Raw genomic sequence first — 20,496 nt, forward strand, 5'->3', positions numbered from 1 at the left:
ACCAGCCGTGTCTCGATAACACTGTGCTGGCTCTTGCCTTGATAGGTTTTTTGTTTATCACGAGGATAACTCGTTGGCAGCTCAAATAACTCCATCCCTGTTAGCGCTTGTTGCCAATAACTTAGCTGCTGTTGATATATAGGTGATTGTTTAAACTGACCTTGCCAATGTACATAATCTAAATACTGTAAAGGTTTACATGCAGCCGCATTATTAACGGTATTATTATTATTTGTCAGTATCGCCAATAATTCTTGCACCAAAAGCCGTACAGACCAACCATCGGCAATAATATGATGCATCGCAATGTATAACCATTTACCCTCACCTGAGTGGCCAATTAACGTTGCACGTATCAGTAAATCATTTTCCAGATCAAAGCGGTAACTTAATTCATCGTGTAATTTTTCAACTATTTGTGTGGGTGTTTCATGCCGTGCTATCTCAAGTGCATTCAATGCTAAGCGCAACTGGCTATTAACTCGCTGCACAACACCTTGATCAGTGTTAAAAAATTGCGTTGTTAATATTTGATGGCGAGCCAACAATGTGTCAAATGCCCGCTGTAGTTCATTTATTGTCAATGAGTCTGACAGCTGCAACAGACCACACATATTGTATGCAGTTGACTGCTGTTCATATTGATCAATAAACCAAATACGTTGTTGCGCACTTGATAAATCCCCTTGTTGCTGATGATGACGTTGCATATAGGCAATCAGCTCATCCTTACATGCTTTGATCTTTGCCAGTTCTGGTGCTGGGACTGTCGTTAACTTACTTCGTAACTTTAACCGCCCATCTTGCAAATAAACGAAGATACCTTGTGCGTCCAATTCGGCCAGTAAAGTTTTAATTGCTACATTATCCATGTTACAAGTCCATTTCAGTCATGCTGCTATCATCAAGGGCTTTACTAATATCACGGCCGCTCACTATATCGCTCACAACAGTAACCTGAGGCTGACTTTGCTCGGTACTTGCTGCTCGCGCTGATAATAAATCGTCAATTCGTAGCGCTAATTGCGCAACGCTAGGGTAGTCAAAAATATCGCCTACCGTCACCCGTACTTTAAATTGCAGATTAATTCGTGACACAAGCTGCATAGCGAGTACAGAGTTACCACCACAATCAAAGAAGCTTTCTTGGGTACCTAACACTGCAACCTTAAGTAATGCTAAATAATGTTGCAGTAAGCTCGTTTCAGTCGCGCAGCTGGGGGCAATACGCACTATTGCCGATTGCATAGCCGCAGTCGGAAGCGGTAATGCTTTCGTGTCTAATTTTCCATTTGGTGTGGTTGGCCACTGCGTTAACCAACAGATTGATTCTGGCACCATATAACTTGGCAATGATTGTGATAGCACACGGCGTAATTCACTCACACTCCAAACACTTTCCAAACTGTCGTCCTCAAGGCTATAAGCACATAAACTCGGCTGGTCTTGATTGTTTGGTTTGATAAAAACACGTACATCTTGGTTCGCAAATAACAAGCGCAGGTGGTGTTCAATTTCACTTAATTCAATACGATGCCCGTTTAGTTTAACTTGTTGATCTAACCGCCCTTGTAGTTCAATACGGCCATCGAGTAAACGCCTTGCACGGTCGCCAGTTTTATACAAACGCTGATGCGATTGACCATTAAAAACATGACTAACAAAACGTTCAGCTGTGAGTGCTGGTTGCTGTAAGTAGCCAGTCGCTAATCCTAAACCACCGATCCATAACTCCCCCCACACGCCAATAGGTAGAGGTAAACATGGACTTTGTGCATCCTCAGCCATAACATACAAGCTCGTATTAGCAATTGCTGAACCTATCGTAATATCATCACTGTGCTGAATATGGCTAATTGCAGACCAAATGGTGGTTTCGGTTGGACCATACATATTCCATAAATCCCCCTGCTGCGACAGCACCGCCTGAGCAAGTGCTGGATCAAGCGGTTCGCCACCACACAAGACCTTGATACCAGCTAAACAATCAGGTGCTGCATTTATTATTAATCGCCATAACGTCGGAGTCGCTTGCATAATAGACACTGGGAAATGTGCTATTAGATCGGTAATTGCATATGGGTCACTGCATGTTTGCTCACTCGCAAGCAGTACATTAGCCCCAACAATTAAGGGCGAAAACAGCTCTAACATCGCGATATCAAATGCAATAGTGGTAACTGCTAACAAGCAATCGGTTGGCTCTATTCCTGGCTGTACCGTCATAGCGAGCAACAGGTTTTGTAGCCCTTGGTGATTAATTTCCACACCTTTAGGTTGCCCCGTTGAGCCCGATGTATATATAACATAAGCGCTTGATAAAGGAGCAATAACGCGATCTGGATTACTGCTTTGCAAGCCTGTAAGTACCACAGTATCAATATCTAATACGGGCAATTTGTTGCTCGCAATAATTGGGCTACTATCACTAAAACTGTCACACAACAGTAAATCAGCTTGTGCATCAGCCAGAATATATTCAATGCGTGCTTGCGGAAAAGTAATATCGAGTGGCAAAAATGCAGCCCCCGTTTTTAATACCGCTAATAAGCTAATAATCAGCTCCGCACGCCTTGGTAGTGCAATTGCGACTAAGCTGCCGACCCCAATACCTTGCTCAATAAGATAATGAGCAAAGGTATTTACTCGTTGATTTAACTGTGAATAGTTAAGGCTTTGGCCATCACAGGTAATAGCAATATTGTCAGGGTATTGAGTCGCAGCATATTCAAATGAAACGATACAAGAATCGACACAAAGTTGTTTATCAACACGCTCACATTGTTCAGTAACCAGTGTCGCTATTTGTAAATCATCTAACAATGAACAGTTCGCACTGTTTAGTTCGTCTGTCCCAACAGCGTTGCTAAACAACCCTATCAACCCAGATAACCAATGATTTACCTGTTCATATGTAAATTTATCTTGTTGATATTCAAGGGTGAGTGACCAACTGTTAGCAAACTGAATTAAGTTACAACTTAATTGGAATTGGCTATAACAGGTGTTGCTTGGCATGGTATTTAATTGCAATTCAGTAAATGCCGGTAAGGCAGTAACTTTATCTAAATTAAATAAAGTATTAGGTAAATTAAGCGATTCATTTGCTAACGCTGAATAAGGGAAATGTTGATGTTCAAATGCAGTTAATAATTCAGATTGCACTGTTTTGATTAACTCTCGAACACTACTGATGTTTGTAATATCAATGCAAATTGGTAAAATATTCGTGCAATAACCGACTAATTCGCTATCGGAAGATTCTGCGCTATCAGCTTGAGGGAGTAATTGTCGATCAGAGCAAGGGATCCCAACGGTGATCATTGACTGCTGGCTAAGCTTACTTAACCACGCTATATATAACCCCAATAAAGTGGCAAATTGACCGCAGCCCTGCTGTTTAGCCAGATCAGCAATATTTCCTTTGGTGTGCTCATTGAGCTCAACAGTCAATACCGATACTGCATAGTTCGTTGTCGTTGCAATCGCAGTGTTTGTTGGTAGTTGCAACGGCATACTTGGCGCTAGTTGTGCCAACCAAAATGCCTTATCTTGCTGGTAATTAGCAGACTCTTTATAGTGGTCAAGTGCTTTAACATATGCACTAAAGTCTACCGGTGCTGCCAACGCCTCTGTTGTGGTGTTGTTATAGTGTTGGGCAACTTTACTCAAAATAATCTGCAACGATACGCCATCACAGAGTAAATGATGCGTAACCACACTTAAGTAAGCAGTATTATCATTTTCTCTTAGTATCGCAAAGCGACATGCAACTTCATTATTAAAATCAAAAGCATGGTAACGTAACTCCTGCAACTGAGTTGCTACAGCGATATTATTATCTGAGTGTTGTAGATTAATAACTAACAATTGAGGACGATGCTCAGCCACTAACCTATGGCAAAGCGTATCGCTATCAATTGCATACTGTAAAATAGTGAACTCGCGTACTGTTTTATCAACTGCGGTAACTAAGCGACTTATATCTAACTGACCTGTTAATTTAAGTACGGCTTGTAAGTGATACGCAAAAGCCCCCTCAGGTGACTTTGACGCTAAGGCAAGTAATTGCTGCTGCGCCTCGGTCAATGGAAATGTCGCCTCTAAGGTGGCCAAGCTCATCTTATCATCACGCTCAATACCAAAATAACCTGCCACCTTTAAGCTCAAGGCACTGTCTTTAACTGCGGTAATAATGATCTCTATATCTGCATCTGTATGTGCTGCTGATAAAAAGCAGTTACGTCCTTCCCAAATAAAGATGCCACGATTAAGCATTTCATAAAAAAACATATCTAGATTTTGGCTAAATCTAAAACGAAATAAAGAGCTAAAAGCTTCAATTTGAATTGGGATCATTGCATCAGCAAAAAAGCGATTAAGGGTTGTTTTCAGATAATTGGTTTTATCACTTAGCCTTTGTTGTAACTGTGGTCCTTGGCGTTTAATTTCGCTTAAAACCGCTTTTGCACTGGCCATTGCCATTGGGTGTTTACAAAATGTTCCAGCAAAAAAAGTCGTATCTGCCTGTGGATAAGACTGATCACCATATTGCCATACACCACCATCAATACCGTCTAAGTAATCGGCACTGCCGGCAACAACTCCGATTGGCAACCCTCCACCAACAATTTTGCCATAGGTTGCCATATCAGCTTGGATCCCCACTAATCCCTGTACGCCGCCTGGATGAGCGCGAAACCCGGTGATCATCTCATCAAAAATCAGTGCTATTCCATGCTCTGTGGTTATTGCTCTGAGCTCTTTTAAAAATTCCCACGGTTGTATTTCTGGGTATCTGCTTTGAACCGGTTCAACCAATACCGCAGCAATTGTATGTGCATTTGCACGAATAATTTCCAGCGCCTGCGCGCTACCGTAATCTAATACTAAGTTGTCATTAACTGCGCCTTGGCGAACACCTGCGCACATAGGCTCGATGTCTCCTTGGCCCACAGAGTGCGCCAAAGTACCATCATAATGACCATGGTATGCCCCACTAAACTGCACAATTTTGTCACGTTTTGTATAATTGCGTGCTAAGCGCAGTGCGGTCATGACCGCCTCGGTGCCTGAATTACAAAACGTCACACGCGCCAAACCAGTTAATTCGCTGATCAAAGCAGCCACTTCACACGCTAAAGGACTGGCTAAGCCTAATTGAATACCTTGATCTACTTGTTGCGCTAAAGCATCAGTCACAAATTCGGCTTTATGGCCAAATAAATTAACTCCAAAATCCATTGTAATATCAATGTATTCATTGCCGTCTATATCCCATAATCTGGCTTGCTCGCAGTGGTCTGCATAAATCGGATAAAGCATTTCCTTGCTTGATAACCTAAACCCCGCTGAGGCTCTGCAATCAGCTAAGTTGCCACGATGTTGAGCAACCAGCTTTTTCGATGCGCTGGTTTTTGCGCAATAATCAGCTTTTAGTTGTTCAAAATGCTGCTGCATAGCGGGTGACTGATGCTGCATGTGTAATTGTCTACTTTGCGATGCAGGAAGTTCTGTGGCGCGCTTATTTACGGGCATTGCAACTGTTTTTACTTGCTGCTGAGGCATATTGTCTGGCGTTACACTTGCCGAGGAGGTTATAGCACTGCCCTGTAGAAAACGTAATTGTTGCGCTGTCACCGCGGCAATGCTTTGACGGCCAAAATCATTAGTTACACTCGCGGCAGCTTGCAGCTGCTGCTGGCAAATTGCCATGATAGTCTGTTGATCAAACCCCATATTGGCTGAAGAAGTTGTTGTATCAGAGTACGAAGGGGTATTCTGCTCTACAATTGCAATATCCGAGGTTAACTGGGCATCTTCAGTGTGTGGGTAAAAGTCACTATGTTGCGCAATATAATCCAATAAACTATCCACTGTGCTTAGTTCTTCGTAAAACTGGCGTACGCTAAACTCTAAGCCAAATTCTCTTTCATAGGTGCGTACGGCTTGCATTATCATTAATGAATCAACCCCCATTTCAAGTAAGGGAACATTCGTTTTTATAGCATCAACTGGTAATGATAATAAATTTGCAAGATTAGAGAGTACGATGTCACGAATAAGCTCAGTTCGTGCAACAACTTGGTTTATGTTTGTTACCGATTTATTGGCCTGCATATTTTCCTGCATTGCAGTACTTTTTAGCGCTGGTTGCTTTGCTGTTGGCACTATCCAATGTGCATTTTTTGCAAACGGATAAGCGGGTAATGGCTGTTTTTGAATATTTATTTGTGGATAAATATGCGCCCAATTTAGCTCAATGCCTAGTTCAAAAATACGCCCTAAACTGGTTACTAAACGTGTTTTATCAGCACCTTGACTGTGCAATATAGGTAAATACTCAGCATCTAAATGGGGCAAGTTTTCTTGCAATAACACCATCAAAACAGGTTTTGGTCCAACTTCTACCGCGCACAAATGCTCACGTTTATCTAACTCGCTCACGCATAAATCAATGCGAACAGGTTTAGTGATCTGCTCGATCCAGTATTGAGGTGTTGCTAAGGCGTCAGTTTCTAGCTGGCCAGTCACCGACGACAACAAGGGATAACAAGGTTTTCTATAGTTTACTTGCGCTGCTATAGCAGCAAAATCATCAAGCATCGGATCCATAAGTGGTGAATGAAAAGCACGTGCTGTGTTGAGCTGTTTAATCGTCAGATTTTGTTCTTTTAATAACTCAATGGCAATCTCAAGCGCTGAGTTTTCGCCCGAGAACACCACGCCAGAAGCACCATGATAGGCTGAAATTGCAATTTGAGTCTTGCCATTATCATGGCATTTTGTAATGACTTGCTGGGCAACTTGCTCACTACAACGCACTGCAAACATGCCCCCATTATCAGCAAGTTCATGCATGAGTTGGCCACGCGCAGCTATCAATAAAATAGCATCAGCTAACGAAAACACCTGAGCAATGCATGCCGCTGCATACTCCCCAACACTGTGACCTAATAACAGCTTAGGAGTGGCGCCAAAGTGGATCATTAATTTGGCCGTAGCATACTCAACCGCAAATAAGCCGACTTGAGTCCAGTTAGTTTGTTCTAAAAACTGTTTATGGCTTTGCTGATACAGAACCATTAGCAATGACTCGCCAAGTCTATCGCCAAGTAAATGATCACATTCATCAATCGCGTTTTTAAATACAATTTGCGTATCATACAATTGTTTTGCCATTGCCGGATATTGCGAGCCCTGACCAGTAAATAGCATTACTAACTCATAATTTGTCGCAGCTTTATCATTTTCAGCCGCACTTAAATGCGAGGTTGTATTTAAGCCACGCATCGCACGTAATAAACCTGCACGATCTTCGCCGCATACGGCACGTTTTGCTTCTTTAAACTTAGTCAGGTGTGCTGCTGTGTAGATCAGCGCATCAAATTCATTATCAGATAAACTCTTTAATCTCGTTTCATAACGCGTCAGTAAATTGGCTAACGCATCTGGAGTTTTAGCTGATAACGGTAACAGGTAAAATCCCGTTTGCGAGGCTAAATCAATGGTATCGACCGCACGTTGAGGTGCACTCGCACAGATAATATGTGCATTGGTGCCACCAAAACCAAACGAGCTAACACCAGCAATACAACCATTGTCTGAACTAACAGGCCATGGCTGTAAATCACGATTAATTTTTAACGCAATTTTATGCCAAGCAATGTGTTTGTTAAGCTCTTTAGCATGAGCTTGGCCGGGTATTGTTTTATGCTGCATGCATAACATGGTTTTGATCACACCAGCAATACCTGCACCCGATTCCAGATGGCCAATATTCGCTTTCACAGCGCCCACAGTAAGTGGCTCAGCTAAGCTTGTTTGTGGCCTATAGACTTTACTCAGCGCCGATACTTCTATTGGATCACCCAGCTCTGTACCAGTGCCATGGGCTTCAACATATTGCACGTCATCTGCTGCAATTTGTGCATTAGCTAACGCCGACTTAATAACACTTTGCTGTGACAAGCCATTAGGTGCTGTAATGCCATTACTGCGGCCATCTTGATTGACTGCACTGCCTTTTAGTACCCCGTAAATAGGGTCGTTATCCTGTACTGCCTGCGCTAACGACTTTAATAATAAACATCCCACCCCTTCACTTCGTACATAGCCATCTGCGGAGTCTGAAAACGTTTTACAACGGCCATCTTTTGCAAGCATTTGCGCGTTTTCACAGGCGTTCGTTACCTCATCACTGAGGATCAAATTCACCCCGCCCACCAAAGCTTGGGCTATTTCACCACTGTGAATACTTTGCATGGCTAAATGCAATGCAACTAACGAAGATGAGCATGCTGTATCAACTGCAACACTTGGCCCGCTGAAGTTGTAATAATACGATAACCGATTAGCCGCAATACTCAGCGCAGTACCAGTACCTAAATAAGCATTTTGCTTTTCATATTGCTGAGAAAGTAAGAAGTAATCATTTTGCGAGATACCAATATAAACCCCTACTTTTACACCCGATAATTGCAGCGGCGCATAACCTGCGGCTTCAATGGCATGGTAACTGGTTTCTAGCAACAATCGATGCTGAGGATCTATATGCTTAGCTTCGGTTGGAGAAATACCAAATAAATTTGCATCAAATTGTTCAATGTCACTGATGTAACCACCTAAACGGGTATTATCCAAATGTGGGCATAACATGCCGCGACTTTCGTTTGGCAGTCCAATTGCATCTTGTTGGTTACATAATAGCTGCCAAAACGCCTCTATACTTTCAGCTTCAGGGTAACGACATGCCATCCCTATAATGGCAATGTCTTTGTCCGTGGAGTCCCTTAGAGACTGAGCAGCTTCATTTAGTGTGGGTATAGCCGCGGGCATAGTGACTGTATTTGATGATATAGCAGCAGTTCGGATCGCAGCAAATTGCCATAAATAATTAGCAAGCTTTGAAATAGATGGATAGTCATATAAAACTGTCGGCTCTAACTCAATATCATGCAATTCCATTAACTCACCCGAAATACGCACCGCCTTCATTGAATCAACCCCTAAAGATTGAAATGAAGCATCAACAGCAAGTGATTGCGGGTCCATATCAACTTCCTGTGCAACGACGCTTTGCAACAAGCTAAGTAAATTTGCATGTTGTTCATCTTCAAGTGCACAGTGGCTACTGAATATATCTGCTGATTGTGGCTCAAACGTTTCGCTCTCAAAAGAACCACGCAATTGATAAAGTGGCGTTAGCTGCTGCGCTAAGTAATGACGTTTGTTTTCTTGACGTTGAATTTTTCCGCTAGATGTTTTTAATACTCGCCCAGGTTTTATCAGTACAACATCATAGGGCGTAATACCATGCTGCTCTGTAATCGCTTGGATCACATCTTTACATATCGCTTCAGGATCAAGTTTACGAACCGCAGTACGTTTTACTTGTTGCACAATGACAAGTCGCTCTTGCTGTTCGCACATTATTGAAAATGCCGCACCACCGTTATTATCAAGTGCAGCATTTGCGTTACTTACCGTCAATTCAATATCTTGTGGGTAATAATTTTTACCGCGAAAAATTAATACATCTTTAGAGCGCCCAGTGACGAACAACTCATCGCGATATACAAAGCCTAAGTCGCCAGTGCGTAAGTATGGGCCATCATTATCATCAACATAGGCCTGAAATATTTCTTTTGTTAATGCGGCTTTTCCCCAATAACCTTGTGCAACACTTGCACCTTTGATCCAAATTTCGCCGGTTTCGCCATCAGCACAGCGTTTATTAGTGTCAGTATTAACAATGGCCATTGTATGGTTGTGCCACGTAATGCCACACGACACCGCATAATAAGGCGAGTTATCGGATGATGTGTGTAAATCACAAAATGAATCATCATCGCCATGCGTTACGTTTGTTACTTTACCTGTCTGTAATTCTGCAGTGATAAGACGTAACACAGTTGGCGAGTGTGATAATTTACCACCGCTTGCAAATAAAGTTGTTTCCGCCATACCATAACAAGGAGAAATACTGTCACGGCGAAAACCACACCCTTTAAATTTCTCTACAAAGCGCTCCAACGTCGTCGCTCGAACGGGCTCCGCACCATTTAATGCAGAGCGCCAATGTGATAAATCGAGGTTTTTTAAATCAGTATCTTTAACCGTATCGACACATAAATCATAAGCAAAGTTAGGCGCACTAGAGGTTACAGCTTTAGTATCACTTAACAGTTTGAGCCAGCGATACGGCTTTTGTAAAAAGTAAGTCGGATTCATCAAAGCCGCGGGTGCACCAATATAGATCGGATGCAAAATACCAAAAATAAGACCCATATCATGAAAGTGCGGTAACCAGCTGACAATACCGGTGCTGTGATCATGACCAAAGGCTTGCTTCATCATTTCTTGATTATCGAGAATATTGGCTTGGCTAACCATTACCCCTTTTGGCTCACCCGTTGAGCCAGATGTATATTGTAGAAAGGCTAATTCGTCAGCTGCTACTTCGCAGTGCTGAAAATCTATAGTGTCAATTTGATAAGTGGGTTCAGCGTCAGTGGTAAAAATAGCTAAATCAGCCAATAAAGGTTCAGCTTCAAATAATGGACGTGCTATTTCATTAATTTTTTCTGTGGTCAGTGCACCTTTCGCACCAGCATCAACAACAATAGTTCTTAAACGGTCAATATTTTGATTCTTTTTTGGAGGATAGACAGGAACAGCAACAATGCCAGCGTACAGACACGCAAAAAATGCCTCCACAAATTCAAAACCAGAATTAAATAGCAATAGCGCCCTATCCCCTTGCGAAAAATGCTCCTGCAAGTGCCGAGCAATTTGCTTAGCACGTTCATCTAACTGCGTATAAGTGAGTGTTTTACAAGGTTGCTGATCGTCATAAAAATATTGATATGCAGTATCACTACCACGCGTGTTAGCTAATTTAACTAACCTAGCCGCTAAATTTATATTCATTCCATGACCTATTTTGGTTTGCGGCTCACTGCAACACCAAAGCCAAAATAAAGCTCTGCACTTCTACAGCTTGGTTGCCTCAGTGTATAAACCACTAAAATTGAAATATAATCAATTACATAGACTCATAACATTATTTAACGATTGCACATATTGTAATCCGCACAATATAAATAACGTATTGAAACTTAAAGGTAAACTAACCGCTAAAACCACCAGCTGCGCTAATCAACTGCACCTTAATTTTGCAATAACTTTCATTTAAAATTTGGTATATAAATACCAATAAATAAAGTTACTGTGATAAAAATAATTAATATTGCGACCATGAGAGTAGTACAAAAAAACTAGACCAACATTAATAAAGCTAATAATTTACAAGTTAATACCAAAAACCATCCTAAAGGCGTATTTATTAATTAACCTCTATGCTAAGGCTAATGTTACTTGATCAAACCCTATAGAAATATTACAAAACATTACGTTTTATTAAAAAATAATTAACCAAAAAGTGATGATTGATTTAAGGCAATAATTAGCTTTATTAGTAAATTCACTTTACCTACTTGAGCTATTTTCAGCATTTCCTGTATGAGTCTTATCGGGGTCTTCAAGTTACGTGACTAAATACACAAAAGCTAAATGTGATGCAAAGATGACCGACTTTAGCTACTGACAAACGTTCTACTCATTTAGTGCTAGTATTCCCTCACAAGGCACGCCTGCAATATTACGAACTCAATCGTCAAGTAAGTACACGGTTGATCAACTGCACATCATCTCTATTAAATAAAGTATCTAATAACTTTGATTAATCTGTCCTAAGGTTAGTTAATTAATGCTTGCTGTGGTCAGACTGAATAAGCTAGATTACGCGCTTTTTAAACTATACTTGAGGGACTATTAAGCAGTGAGGAACTTTATGTCGGTATTCAACTGGTACAATGCGTCAATAAAGCAAAAAATTGGTGGATTATTTGTTTTTTTATTAACGTTTTTGTTTTGTGTTATTGTTTTTTCGGCCTATAAAGTAAATCAAATAGAACGTGAAATGCGCGTAGTGGCTTTTCTGGATATTCCGTTAAGTCAGTTAATGCAACAAGTGGAGTTCATAGAGCTTGAACAACACCTGCAATTTGAGCAATTTCAACTAAAAAACCAAATGGGTGATAAGCCGCTCAACCCACATCAACAATTTGCTTTTGAAAAACAAAAAATAAAACAATTGCTCGATAAAGCGGTAGCAATGATCAATCACTCATTAGCATTAAAAGAAGTCATATTACAGCCTGAAGCACATCAAAAAGTGGCCACCACAATTGAAAACTATACGCAAAAAAGTGACGAGTTTGAAAACTATTTAGAAAATGTTTACCAACAGAATCAACTTACTGAGCAAGCGCGGTTGCAAGTCGAAACAATGGCAACTGAGCTAGAAAGTGCAGAAAAACAAATAATAGCGCAATTAAATAAATTAACCTCTGATGATGCGTATTACACAGATCAGCACGAAAAAGACTTTCTATTTGTCAGCAGCTTACTCGGTATATGCGCCATCATCCTCGGCTTGCTGTTAACGACCTTTATTATTCAAATTATTTTACGTCGTATTCAACGCATCCAATCTAATATCGAAACATTAAACTCTTCTGTTGAACACCATGAGTTACCTTTGGAACTTCAGAAAAAGATCAAAACTAAAGATGAGCTTGCAGCATTAGAACACGATATAAAAATTGTTATATCTCGTTTGAATCAGGAAATGACTAGCCGTGAGGAAATTGAAAAACAATTAATAATATTAGCAACCCAAGATCGCTTAACAGGTGTATTTAACCGACACAAGTGGGAAGAACAAATAGAAAACCAGATCAATATGGCAGCACGAAGCGAATATCTATTTGCTTTAATAATATTGGATATTGATCACTTTAAACAAGTTAATGACCAATATGGCCACCAAATAGGTGATAAGTTATTAAAACATCTAGCTACACAATTACAGCAACAAATACATGCCATGGATATGCTGTTTCGTATCGGTGGCGAAGAGTTTGCTATTATCTCTCCTATTCAAGATAAGCAACACGCCCACCAACTTGCAGAGCGGTTACGAGTGTATATTAGCGAATTAGATGAAGTGAGCTTACCTAAAGTGACCGCAAGCTTTGGGGTAACATGTTATCAGGCAGATGACTCGAGTTCAGTTATTTTTAATCGCGCAGATAAAGCACTCTATGAGGCAAAAGCACAAGGTCGTAATTGTATCGTAGTCGCTTAACTTGTATTGGCTGTATTAGTTCAGAGCAAATTTATATATTTAGGCTGGCTTTACACACATGTAAATATCTATGTTGATACTGTTAACTGGCAAACTCAATACAATATTCCGCCGGCTCTATTCGTACTTGAGTTACATACAAATCATTGGGTAGCTGCACATTATTAGCCATATCAGCTGAATTAAGCGCGTTGAGGTTAGCCATTAACGCTTGTCGCTTTTCGACCCACTCACTAGGAAAGCACGGATTATCAATAAAATGTGATACTGCTCTGAACTCAAAATAGATCGTTCTACGTATAGCTGAACCTTTCTGTCTTCCTGATGCATGAACCGTGTTTACATGGTGAATTACCACATCACCTGCATTGGCCGTAATATCCACACTTTGTAATTGTGCAATGGATAGCTGGCGCTTTAAATCACACACACTTGCTTGGCTACAATGAGACTGCGGGATCACTGTTAACGCCCCTTGCTGCGCTATTGCATCATCTAAATACACCCCCACGGTAAAAATAGGCTCTTGAGTTCTCACCGCCATATCGCGGTGCCAATCAAATCCGCGTGCATCTAATGAATTTTTTATCACAAGTGACTCATAGCTAGGTAAAACAGCTTCGCCGATAATCGCTTCAACGTAACTCATTAGTTCGGTTTGCGCTAGCAGTTGAGCAAATTGTGGCTGAAATTGAAAAAGCTCATTAATGCGATAAACAAAAGGCTCATCTGCAGTTTGCATAACAGCAATATTATCAAATGGTAAACCGGCTACATAGCGTGACTGTGCTTGAGCAACCAACTCATCACAAAAGTGCTGCAGTTTTGAGATTACACTTGGTTTAAGTACTTGTTTAATTTGTACAAAACCCTGCTGCTTAAACCGTTCAACCACTAGATTGGTTTGCATATTTAATTATCTCCTTTTAATATACAGGCACTAAAATTTGTAGTCCGGCGCTATTAATAACTAAACAGGCTGTATTTCACTTGCCCAACAGTTCAGAAAAATAATAAAAAAGCATACTAACCTTGCTCAAATCTAGCTAGCACATATTCGATGAATAATCTGACGCGCAATGGTAAATGGTCACGATCCCGATATAACATAAATAAAGTGCGTGCCTTGCTTTGCCAATCAGGCAAAACATGCTGAAGCTCACCTTGAGCTATCATTGGTAATGCATAATAGTCAGGAATATAACCAATCCCCAAGCCTTTTTTAACCGCGTGTGTGAGCATTTGAATTTCATCAAGCTCTAAACGAATGCCCTTACTGGGTTGAAAATCATAAGCGTCATCATTTTGTTTATTTACTAATTGCCAAATAGACATCGGCTGGCAAATCACAGCGCTTTTTGCACATAAATCAGTGGGATGCTTAACACTGTCGGCCACCGTCTGCGAATTACTGCACAAAATAAAGTGAATATCTTTAAGTGGCCTCGCAATCCAATTATCAACCACCGTATTACCCACCCTAAACACCACATCCATTGCTTGCGCTTCAATATCAATTAAAGTATTCGAGAGCCTAATATCTAGTTGGATCTCAGGATATTGCAGTAAAAAATCATAAAAAATATCCCTTAAAAATTGCGAGCCGGCATTAATAGGTGCACTGATTATGATCTTACCTTTCGGTTGATTCTTCTCGATATGAAGATCATCATTAATGCCATCTAACTCAGCAAACAATGCACTCGAACGTTGGTAATACAGCTCCCCCATATGGGTCAGCGATACGCGATGAGCATCACGGTTTAACAATCTAAGCTGTAAATCATCTTCAAGTTGTCTAATACGACGGCTCAATGTTGATAAAGGCACTGATAAAGCCAGTGCAGCATCTTTAAAACTTTTTAAATGAGCAACAATACAAAAATAGCGTAAATCGTCTAGTGAATATCTATATTTCATTTTTGGAATCTACTCTCTTATTTTTGCTTGTTTATCCACATTATGGAAAGTAATACACTTGCCGCAACTTTTCAAAATCTCTGGATTGCTGATGAACTTCTCAGCCAACACAAAAGCTATTTTACTCCTGTTATTATGTGCATTTTTTAGGGAAGTTGCTTTCCTATTGGTAAACATGCATTAAATCAAGTACACGCACTGACTTTAGTATTTTGGCGCTTTAGTATTGCCGCAATATGCTTGGCTATCTACTTAAAAATAATTAACAGTACAAAACCAAGTTTAACGTTCAACCAATGGGCTTGGGTGATTATTGTTAGTGCTGTTGGCGTAGGTGGCTTAAACCTCGGTTTATTTACCGGGCTGGAACATACCAGTGCCGCAAACGGCTCGTTAATAATGGCGCTGAGCCCACTTGCAACCTCATTAATAAGCTCAGTTGCAAAGCGCTCAATGCCTACTGCAGCACAATGTTTTAGCTTAATCGTTAGCCTATCAGGTGTATTATTAGTTATCACCAATGGCGACTTAGCCGTGCTTTTGAATATGCAAATCAATGCCGGCGACAAAATGATCTTTTTAGGTATGTTAGCTTGGAGTTCATACACTTACTTTAGCCAAGGTATCAATCAGTACATGCCTGTATTGCCTTATACTTTTGTTAGTATGCTAAGTGGTGCAACAATCATTGGCTTAATGTGTTTAGTGACCGCCAATGTACACCCGCTTAGCGAACTCAGTAATAGCTCAATGGTAGGTATTATCGATGTTATTTATATTGGCTTATTTGGAACTGTTGCCGGCTATCTTCTGTGGCTTAATGGCATACGCCAACTTGGCTCAGCGAATGCGTCGTTATTTTTTAACTTCGTTCCGGTATTTGCCATGTTAACAGCATTTTTGATGGGCCAACCAATTACAGAACTACAATTAATTGGCATTATTGTTGTGATCATCGGCTTATTAATGCCACGAATTGTTACCCCAAAACGCATTCCTGAACCTGTAAATAACAAGTAATACAGCACCAGCTCATGATATAGCGATGGGTTACCTGCAACTCTATCGCTATTTAACCGCGTATTATTTTAGGATCAACAGGTTAGTGTGGCAGTTACTCTTTAAATAGAAAGAGTTACAATAATGCATTAGCAGCACACATAAACACCAAGGAGCAAAAAAATGAAAAATAACGACACCTTTAAAACTATCGCCACCTTAATTTTTAAGCAGCTTTATCAGCAGTTTCCAACACCAGTCAATTTAGATCCGAAAGCTATTATAGAAAGTGCATCAGCAGAGCAAATCGAATCAGTTAAAGGCACAATTGCGTTTCTTAACTACGAAGGCTATATTTTTGCTACCCCAAGCGCGACTTTTTTATTAACTGAAAAAGGCTTTGATCACGCTTTATGTCCAAAGTTTTAAATATTAAATCAATACATTAGCCTATGTTAATTAAGATTAATCACAACCAACACTATATAAATAGTACTCACTAAAAATATCATTACGACGACCAAATAGACTTCTAATAACTTTTATTACCTTGAGGTGAAACTCTTTGGCTGGACTATTAATAGTTAAAAAACCTTCAGTAAAAAACACGTTTAGTTATATTTAGCTCACTAAACGTGTTTAAAAACATAAAAACGCACACTTATATTTACATTAAATTTACAAAATAAAAATATTAAACATGCACGTGTAACCAGCTCATTTGTTGTTAACCATCACATTTTTGTTTTCAACTGGATAACAAACAAGTTTTTTTTATTGACTTTATTGCACTTATTGGGGGTTCTAAATATTTCACGCAATTTATTGGCATTGATTAAAATTCACTCTAGATTTTGCTTTAGCAATTGGGTACTGATTATTTGCCAAGATTTTTATGAATCAAACATGCAATTAATCATTAGTTTTACATCAAACAGTCGGTAAATTACCTATGGTAGGAAATAAAGATGAAAAAATGTAAATATGCAGCATTAATTGCAATTGCCATCTATGGCCAACACAGCATTGCTGAAGTCGATGAACTGACTATTATGCAACATACCAATCAAGCAGCAAAAAAAACGACAATCGGTGCACAAGCCGATACTCATTTAAAACTCTCTAAGCAATTTGTAAATATTCAAAGCCAAGTAATCAGCCATACAATCAGTCATCCCGGTGCTGATTATATAAAAGTACATTTTAGTCGGGTGCAACTCAGTGGTAATGCAAAACTAGTCGTCAGAAACCAAGATAACACTGAACGATACGAATATAGTAGTGACAACATGAATGCTGCAACAATTGATGATGTTAAAGGTGATGACGGGGTGCATTCGTTTTCAGCTATGTCGGTCTCTAATGACAGCGTTATCATTGAATATTACCCCGACCCGACACTCAGTAAACAACAAACCCAGTTTGGTATTATTGATAGTTATTTTTATGGCACCGAAAGTGATATAAATACGAATACAGAGTTAAATAATGGCAATGAACCAGCGCTATTATCAACCTGTGGCGTTAATGAACGAAAAGATGTGCAATGCTGGGCTGATTCCCATCCAATAGAGTTTGACCGAAGCCGACCTATTGCGCGCTTAGTGATCGGTGGGCGCAGTTTATGCACGGGCTGGCGCGTTGGGAGTGATAATAAATTATTTACTAATAATCATTGTATTGAGACCGCATCAGAACTTGCCTCAACGGAAGTATGGTTTAATTATCAAAATAAAAGCTGTAATGGCTCAACTAAAGAAACTGTTGTAAAAGTCACGGGGAATGAGTTTTTTAAAACCGATTACACGCTCGATTATACTTTGTTCAGTGTTAATGATTTTAGCACTATCGAGCAGTTTGGTTATTTAGGGCTAGATGTACGAAACGCGCAACAAAGTGAACGCATATATATTCCACAACATGGATCCGGTAACCCCAAAGAACTTGCAATAGAGTCAGATCAAGACAATGATGGTTTATGCCAAGTTAATGCTCCTTCAACAAATGGCCGTGGCAACAACACCGATATAGGATATTATTGCGATACCATTGGTGGCTCATCTGGTTCGCCTGTTGTAGCTGCATCAAGCAATCGTGTTATTGCATTGCATCATCTAGGTGGCTGCTACAACAAAGGAGCTAAAATAAGTAAAATTTGGCCTCAAGTAGCCAGCTATTTTAACGGTACTGTGCCCATTGGCGATAATGATGGTAATACCCCTCCTGCGCCTACGGCCCGTTTTGAATACAATTGTGATCAATTGCAATGTAACTTTGATGCTACTGGTTCCAGCTCTTCGGGCACAATAACTAATTACAGCTGGGATTTTGGCGATAATCAAATAGACAGTGGCGCAACTGTACAGCACACCTTCACTTCTACTGGAAACTACAACGTTTCTGTAACTGTTCAAGATAGCAATAACAACACCAACACACTAGCTCAGCTAGTCAGTGTTTCTGATGGTACGTCATCTGACATTGAGTTAAATAAAGGCCAAGCATTACCAGGTCTTAATGCAACAAGAAACCAAGAAAGTATCTATTTTATTGATGTGCCAGCTGATGCCAATAATATTATGATGAGCATATCAGGTGGTAACGGCGATGCAGACCTATACGTTAAGAAAGGCGCTAAGCCTACCACTTCAGACTATGACTGTCGGCCCTTTAAAAATGGTAACGAGGAAATCTGTACAGTTAACCTAGGAGAGGGTCGCTATTATATTATGCTCAAAGCCTATAGCAGCTACAATAATGTCACTATCATGGCTGATTATAAAAACAGTACACCACCGACGGGAGATAGCACAATTATTACCTCTCGCGCCTATGGATTTCCCGGTTTTTGGCAACGATACAGCTATCTGGTTCCTACAGGAAAAACATCTGTAACAATAAGTACAGCAGGCAGCCAAGGAGATATAAGCCTATATGTAAATGCAGATGGTGCAGTCACGCAAACAAAGTATGATTGCCAGTCAAAAAATCCCGGCAGCAACGAAAGCTGTACTTTAGCTGTTAACGCTGGTCAATCGTTACAAATCGGGTTACTAGGGATAGTCAGTTATGACTGGGTTAAACTAGTCGCTACTGCACAGTAAAATAACATTACTCCCCTTGTACAAAGCACTTCAGCGCCCTCTGAAGTGTTTTTATTTTTTACTAGTTTAGATAAAGCCCCACTCTACAACTTAAAATTTAATATATTTAGTACAGCTAAACTGAGGCCAGTAAATACGTAAATAAATAAGTGAATTTTACGGTTGGCTCAGAAGAGAAACACTTTAAAAAAACAAAAAACCACGTTGGCTTAGCCTAACGTGGTTTTGTCTTTAATCGTTTATAAAAACTATTATAGAGAAAGGTACTCTTTAGCGCGCGTCAGGTTATGAGAAACCATTTCGCTATCAGCGATTTGTGCCGCTTCGTATAAATCAGAAAGACCAGCCGTATCATTGTTTGCCATCATACGTGACACACCACGGTTGCTTAATGCAAATGACGTTAGCTTGCGAACTTTCATACGTGGACCATTACTTTGCTTTAGCAATGCAATTGCTTTGGTACAAATTTCATCTGCTTGTGCATAATTTTTTGATTTCACATTTAATGCGCAGTTATTAAATGATTGTTCAACTGGCTGAGACGCTGCCGCATTATCAATAATCATTAATTTGTAATCACTTTGATCAGCCATAACAGCCGCTGAGCAAGTAAATAATGAGCCAAGTGCGATGGTTTTGATTAGTGAACGTTTCATGATTATATTCCTATTTGGTTTGAGTCGTGTCATGTCGGCTCTGTTGCCGACAACTGAACTTTAGAGTGTTGGCTCAATTTCGACAAACGATAAAACTAAACCCGATAAGTGAAGAAAATTAACTTATAGACTTTAGTCTAATAAACGAACTGATATTCTATTTATTAACGGCATTAAATTGTTCATATACGCCTGACAATGAAATATTACTGGACTTGTACGTAATCGCTATTAGTATTGAATACAATACTAGTTGTGGACTTTATACTTAGTTTCAACAACTTAATTATATAAATTAGCTGCAAATATGCTTTTAAGCTCTTTCTCGTCGTAACAACCTGAAAATAAGCAATTGATGATGAATTCCATCTGAGCAATAGGAAAGCTTTAAAGTATAGAACATGATGAAAAGGTAAAAAACATTCGTGGCTAAAGCACACTCCTACTTATAGGGCCAAAAAGCTCAACAACAATTTAAATATTGCTTTTAATTTAGAACACTGATTTATAGAAACTTTAACGCTGATACTCGCCCTTGTTTTCTCGACCAAAAAATGCGCCAGCAAGCTTAACGCCTACGATAATGCTCTTGTAGCTCGCA

At 39.9% G+C, this 20,496-nt stretch carries 9 protein-coding genes; 4 read left to right on the top strand and 5 right to left on the bottom strand.

The annotated features are described in order from the left end of the window. Together H5182_RS19970 and H5182_RS19975 are read right to left on the bottom strand one after the other, a co-directional pair. The coding region (locus H5182_RS19970; protein ID WP_259398335.1) for a condensation domain-containing protein at nucleotides 1–872 on the bottom strand (872 nt) is incomplete at its 3' end. Between the two features lies 1 nt (nucleotide 873). Continuing rightward, nucleotides 874–10,932 carry a non-ribosomal peptide synthetase/type I polyketide synthase gene (locus H5182_RS19975; RefSeq protein ID WP_182760500.1) on the bottom strand — a complete coding sequence of 3,353 codons (10,059 nt, stop codon included), beginning with the start codon at nucleotides 10,930–10,932 and terminating at the stop codon, nucleotides 874–876. Nucleotides 10,933–11,854: 922 nt separating this feature from the next. Here H5182_RS19975 and H5182_RS19980 point away from each other — a divergent pair. Further along, nucleotides 11,855–13,213, top strand: a complete 1,359-nt coding sequence (locus H5182_RS19980; protein WP_182731265.1) for a GGDEF domain-containing protein — start codon at nucleotides 11,855–11,857, stop codon at nucleotides 13,211–13,213. 82 nt (nucleotides 13,214–13,295) lie between these two features. Here the strand turns inward: H5182_RS19980 and H5182_RS19985 are convergent, their stop codons facing one another. Together H5182_RS19985 and H5182_RS19990 are read right to left on the bottom strand one after the other, a co-directional pair. Continuing rightward, nucleotides 13,296–14,123: a phytanoyl-CoA dioxygenase family protein gene (locus H5182_RS19985; RefSeq protein WP_182760501.1), complete on the bottom strand. Its 828-nt coding sequence runs from the start codon at nucleotides 14,121–14,123 to the stop codon at nucleotides 13,296–13,298. A gap of 116 nt (nucleotides 14,124–14,239) precedes the next feature. Next, nucleotides 14,240–15,133: a LysR family transcriptional regulator gene (locus H5182_RS19990; RefSeq protein WP_145233038.1), complete on the bottom strand. Its 894-nt coding sequence runs from the start codon at nucleotides 15,131–15,133 to the stop codon at nucleotides 14,240–14,242. A gap of 198 nt (nucleotides 15,134–15,331) precedes the next feature. Here H5182_RS19990 and H5182_RS19995 point away from each other — a divergent pair, with 198 nt between their 5' ends. From H5182_RS19995 to H5182_RS20005, 3 genes are all read left to right on the top strand, one after another. Next, nucleotides 15,332–16,153 (top strand): DMT family transporter, encoded by an 822-nt coding sequence (locus tag H5182_RS19995; RefSeq protein ID WP_259398336.1) that lies wholly within the window; start codon nucleotides 15,332–15,334, stop codon nucleotides 16,151–16,153. 162 nt (nucleotides 16,154–16,315) lie between these two features. After that, nucleotides 16,316–16,561 carry a hypothetical protein gene (locus H5182_RS20000; RefSeq protein WP_145233036.1) on the top strand — a complete coding sequence of 82 codons (246 nt, stop codon included), beginning with the start codon at nucleotides 16,316–16,318 and terminating at the stop codon, nucleotides 16,559–16,561. A 539-nt stretch (nucleotides 16,562–17,100) separates the two neighbouring features. Next, nucleotides 17,101–19,236 carry a pre-peptidase C-terminal domain-containing protein gene (locus tag H5182_RS20005; protein WP_182731263.1) on the top strand — a complete coding sequence of 712 codons (2,136 nt, stop codon included), beginning with the start codon at nucleotides 17,101–17,103 and terminating at the stop codon, nucleotides 19,234–19,236. A 251-nt stretch (nucleotides 19,237–19,487) separates the two neighbouring features. On the opposite strand, the gene H5182_RS20010 is transcribed toward H5182_RS20005, so the two are convergent. After that, nucleotides 19,488–19,895: a hypothetical protein gene (locus H5182_RS20010; RefSeq protein ID WP_182760502.1), complete on the bottom strand. Its 408-nt coding sequence runs from the start codon at nucleotides 19,893–19,895 to the stop codon at nucleotides 19,488–19,490. Between the last annotated feature and the right edge of the window lie 601 nt (nucleotides 19,896–20,496).

The sequence above is a fragment of the Pseudoalteromonas sp. SG44-17 genome (genome assembly GCF_014164235.1).
GTDB classification, from domain to species: domain Bacteria; phylum Pseudomonadota; class Gammaproteobacteria; order Enterobacterales; family Alteromonadaceae; genus Pseudoalteromonas; species Pseudoalteromonas rhizosphaerae.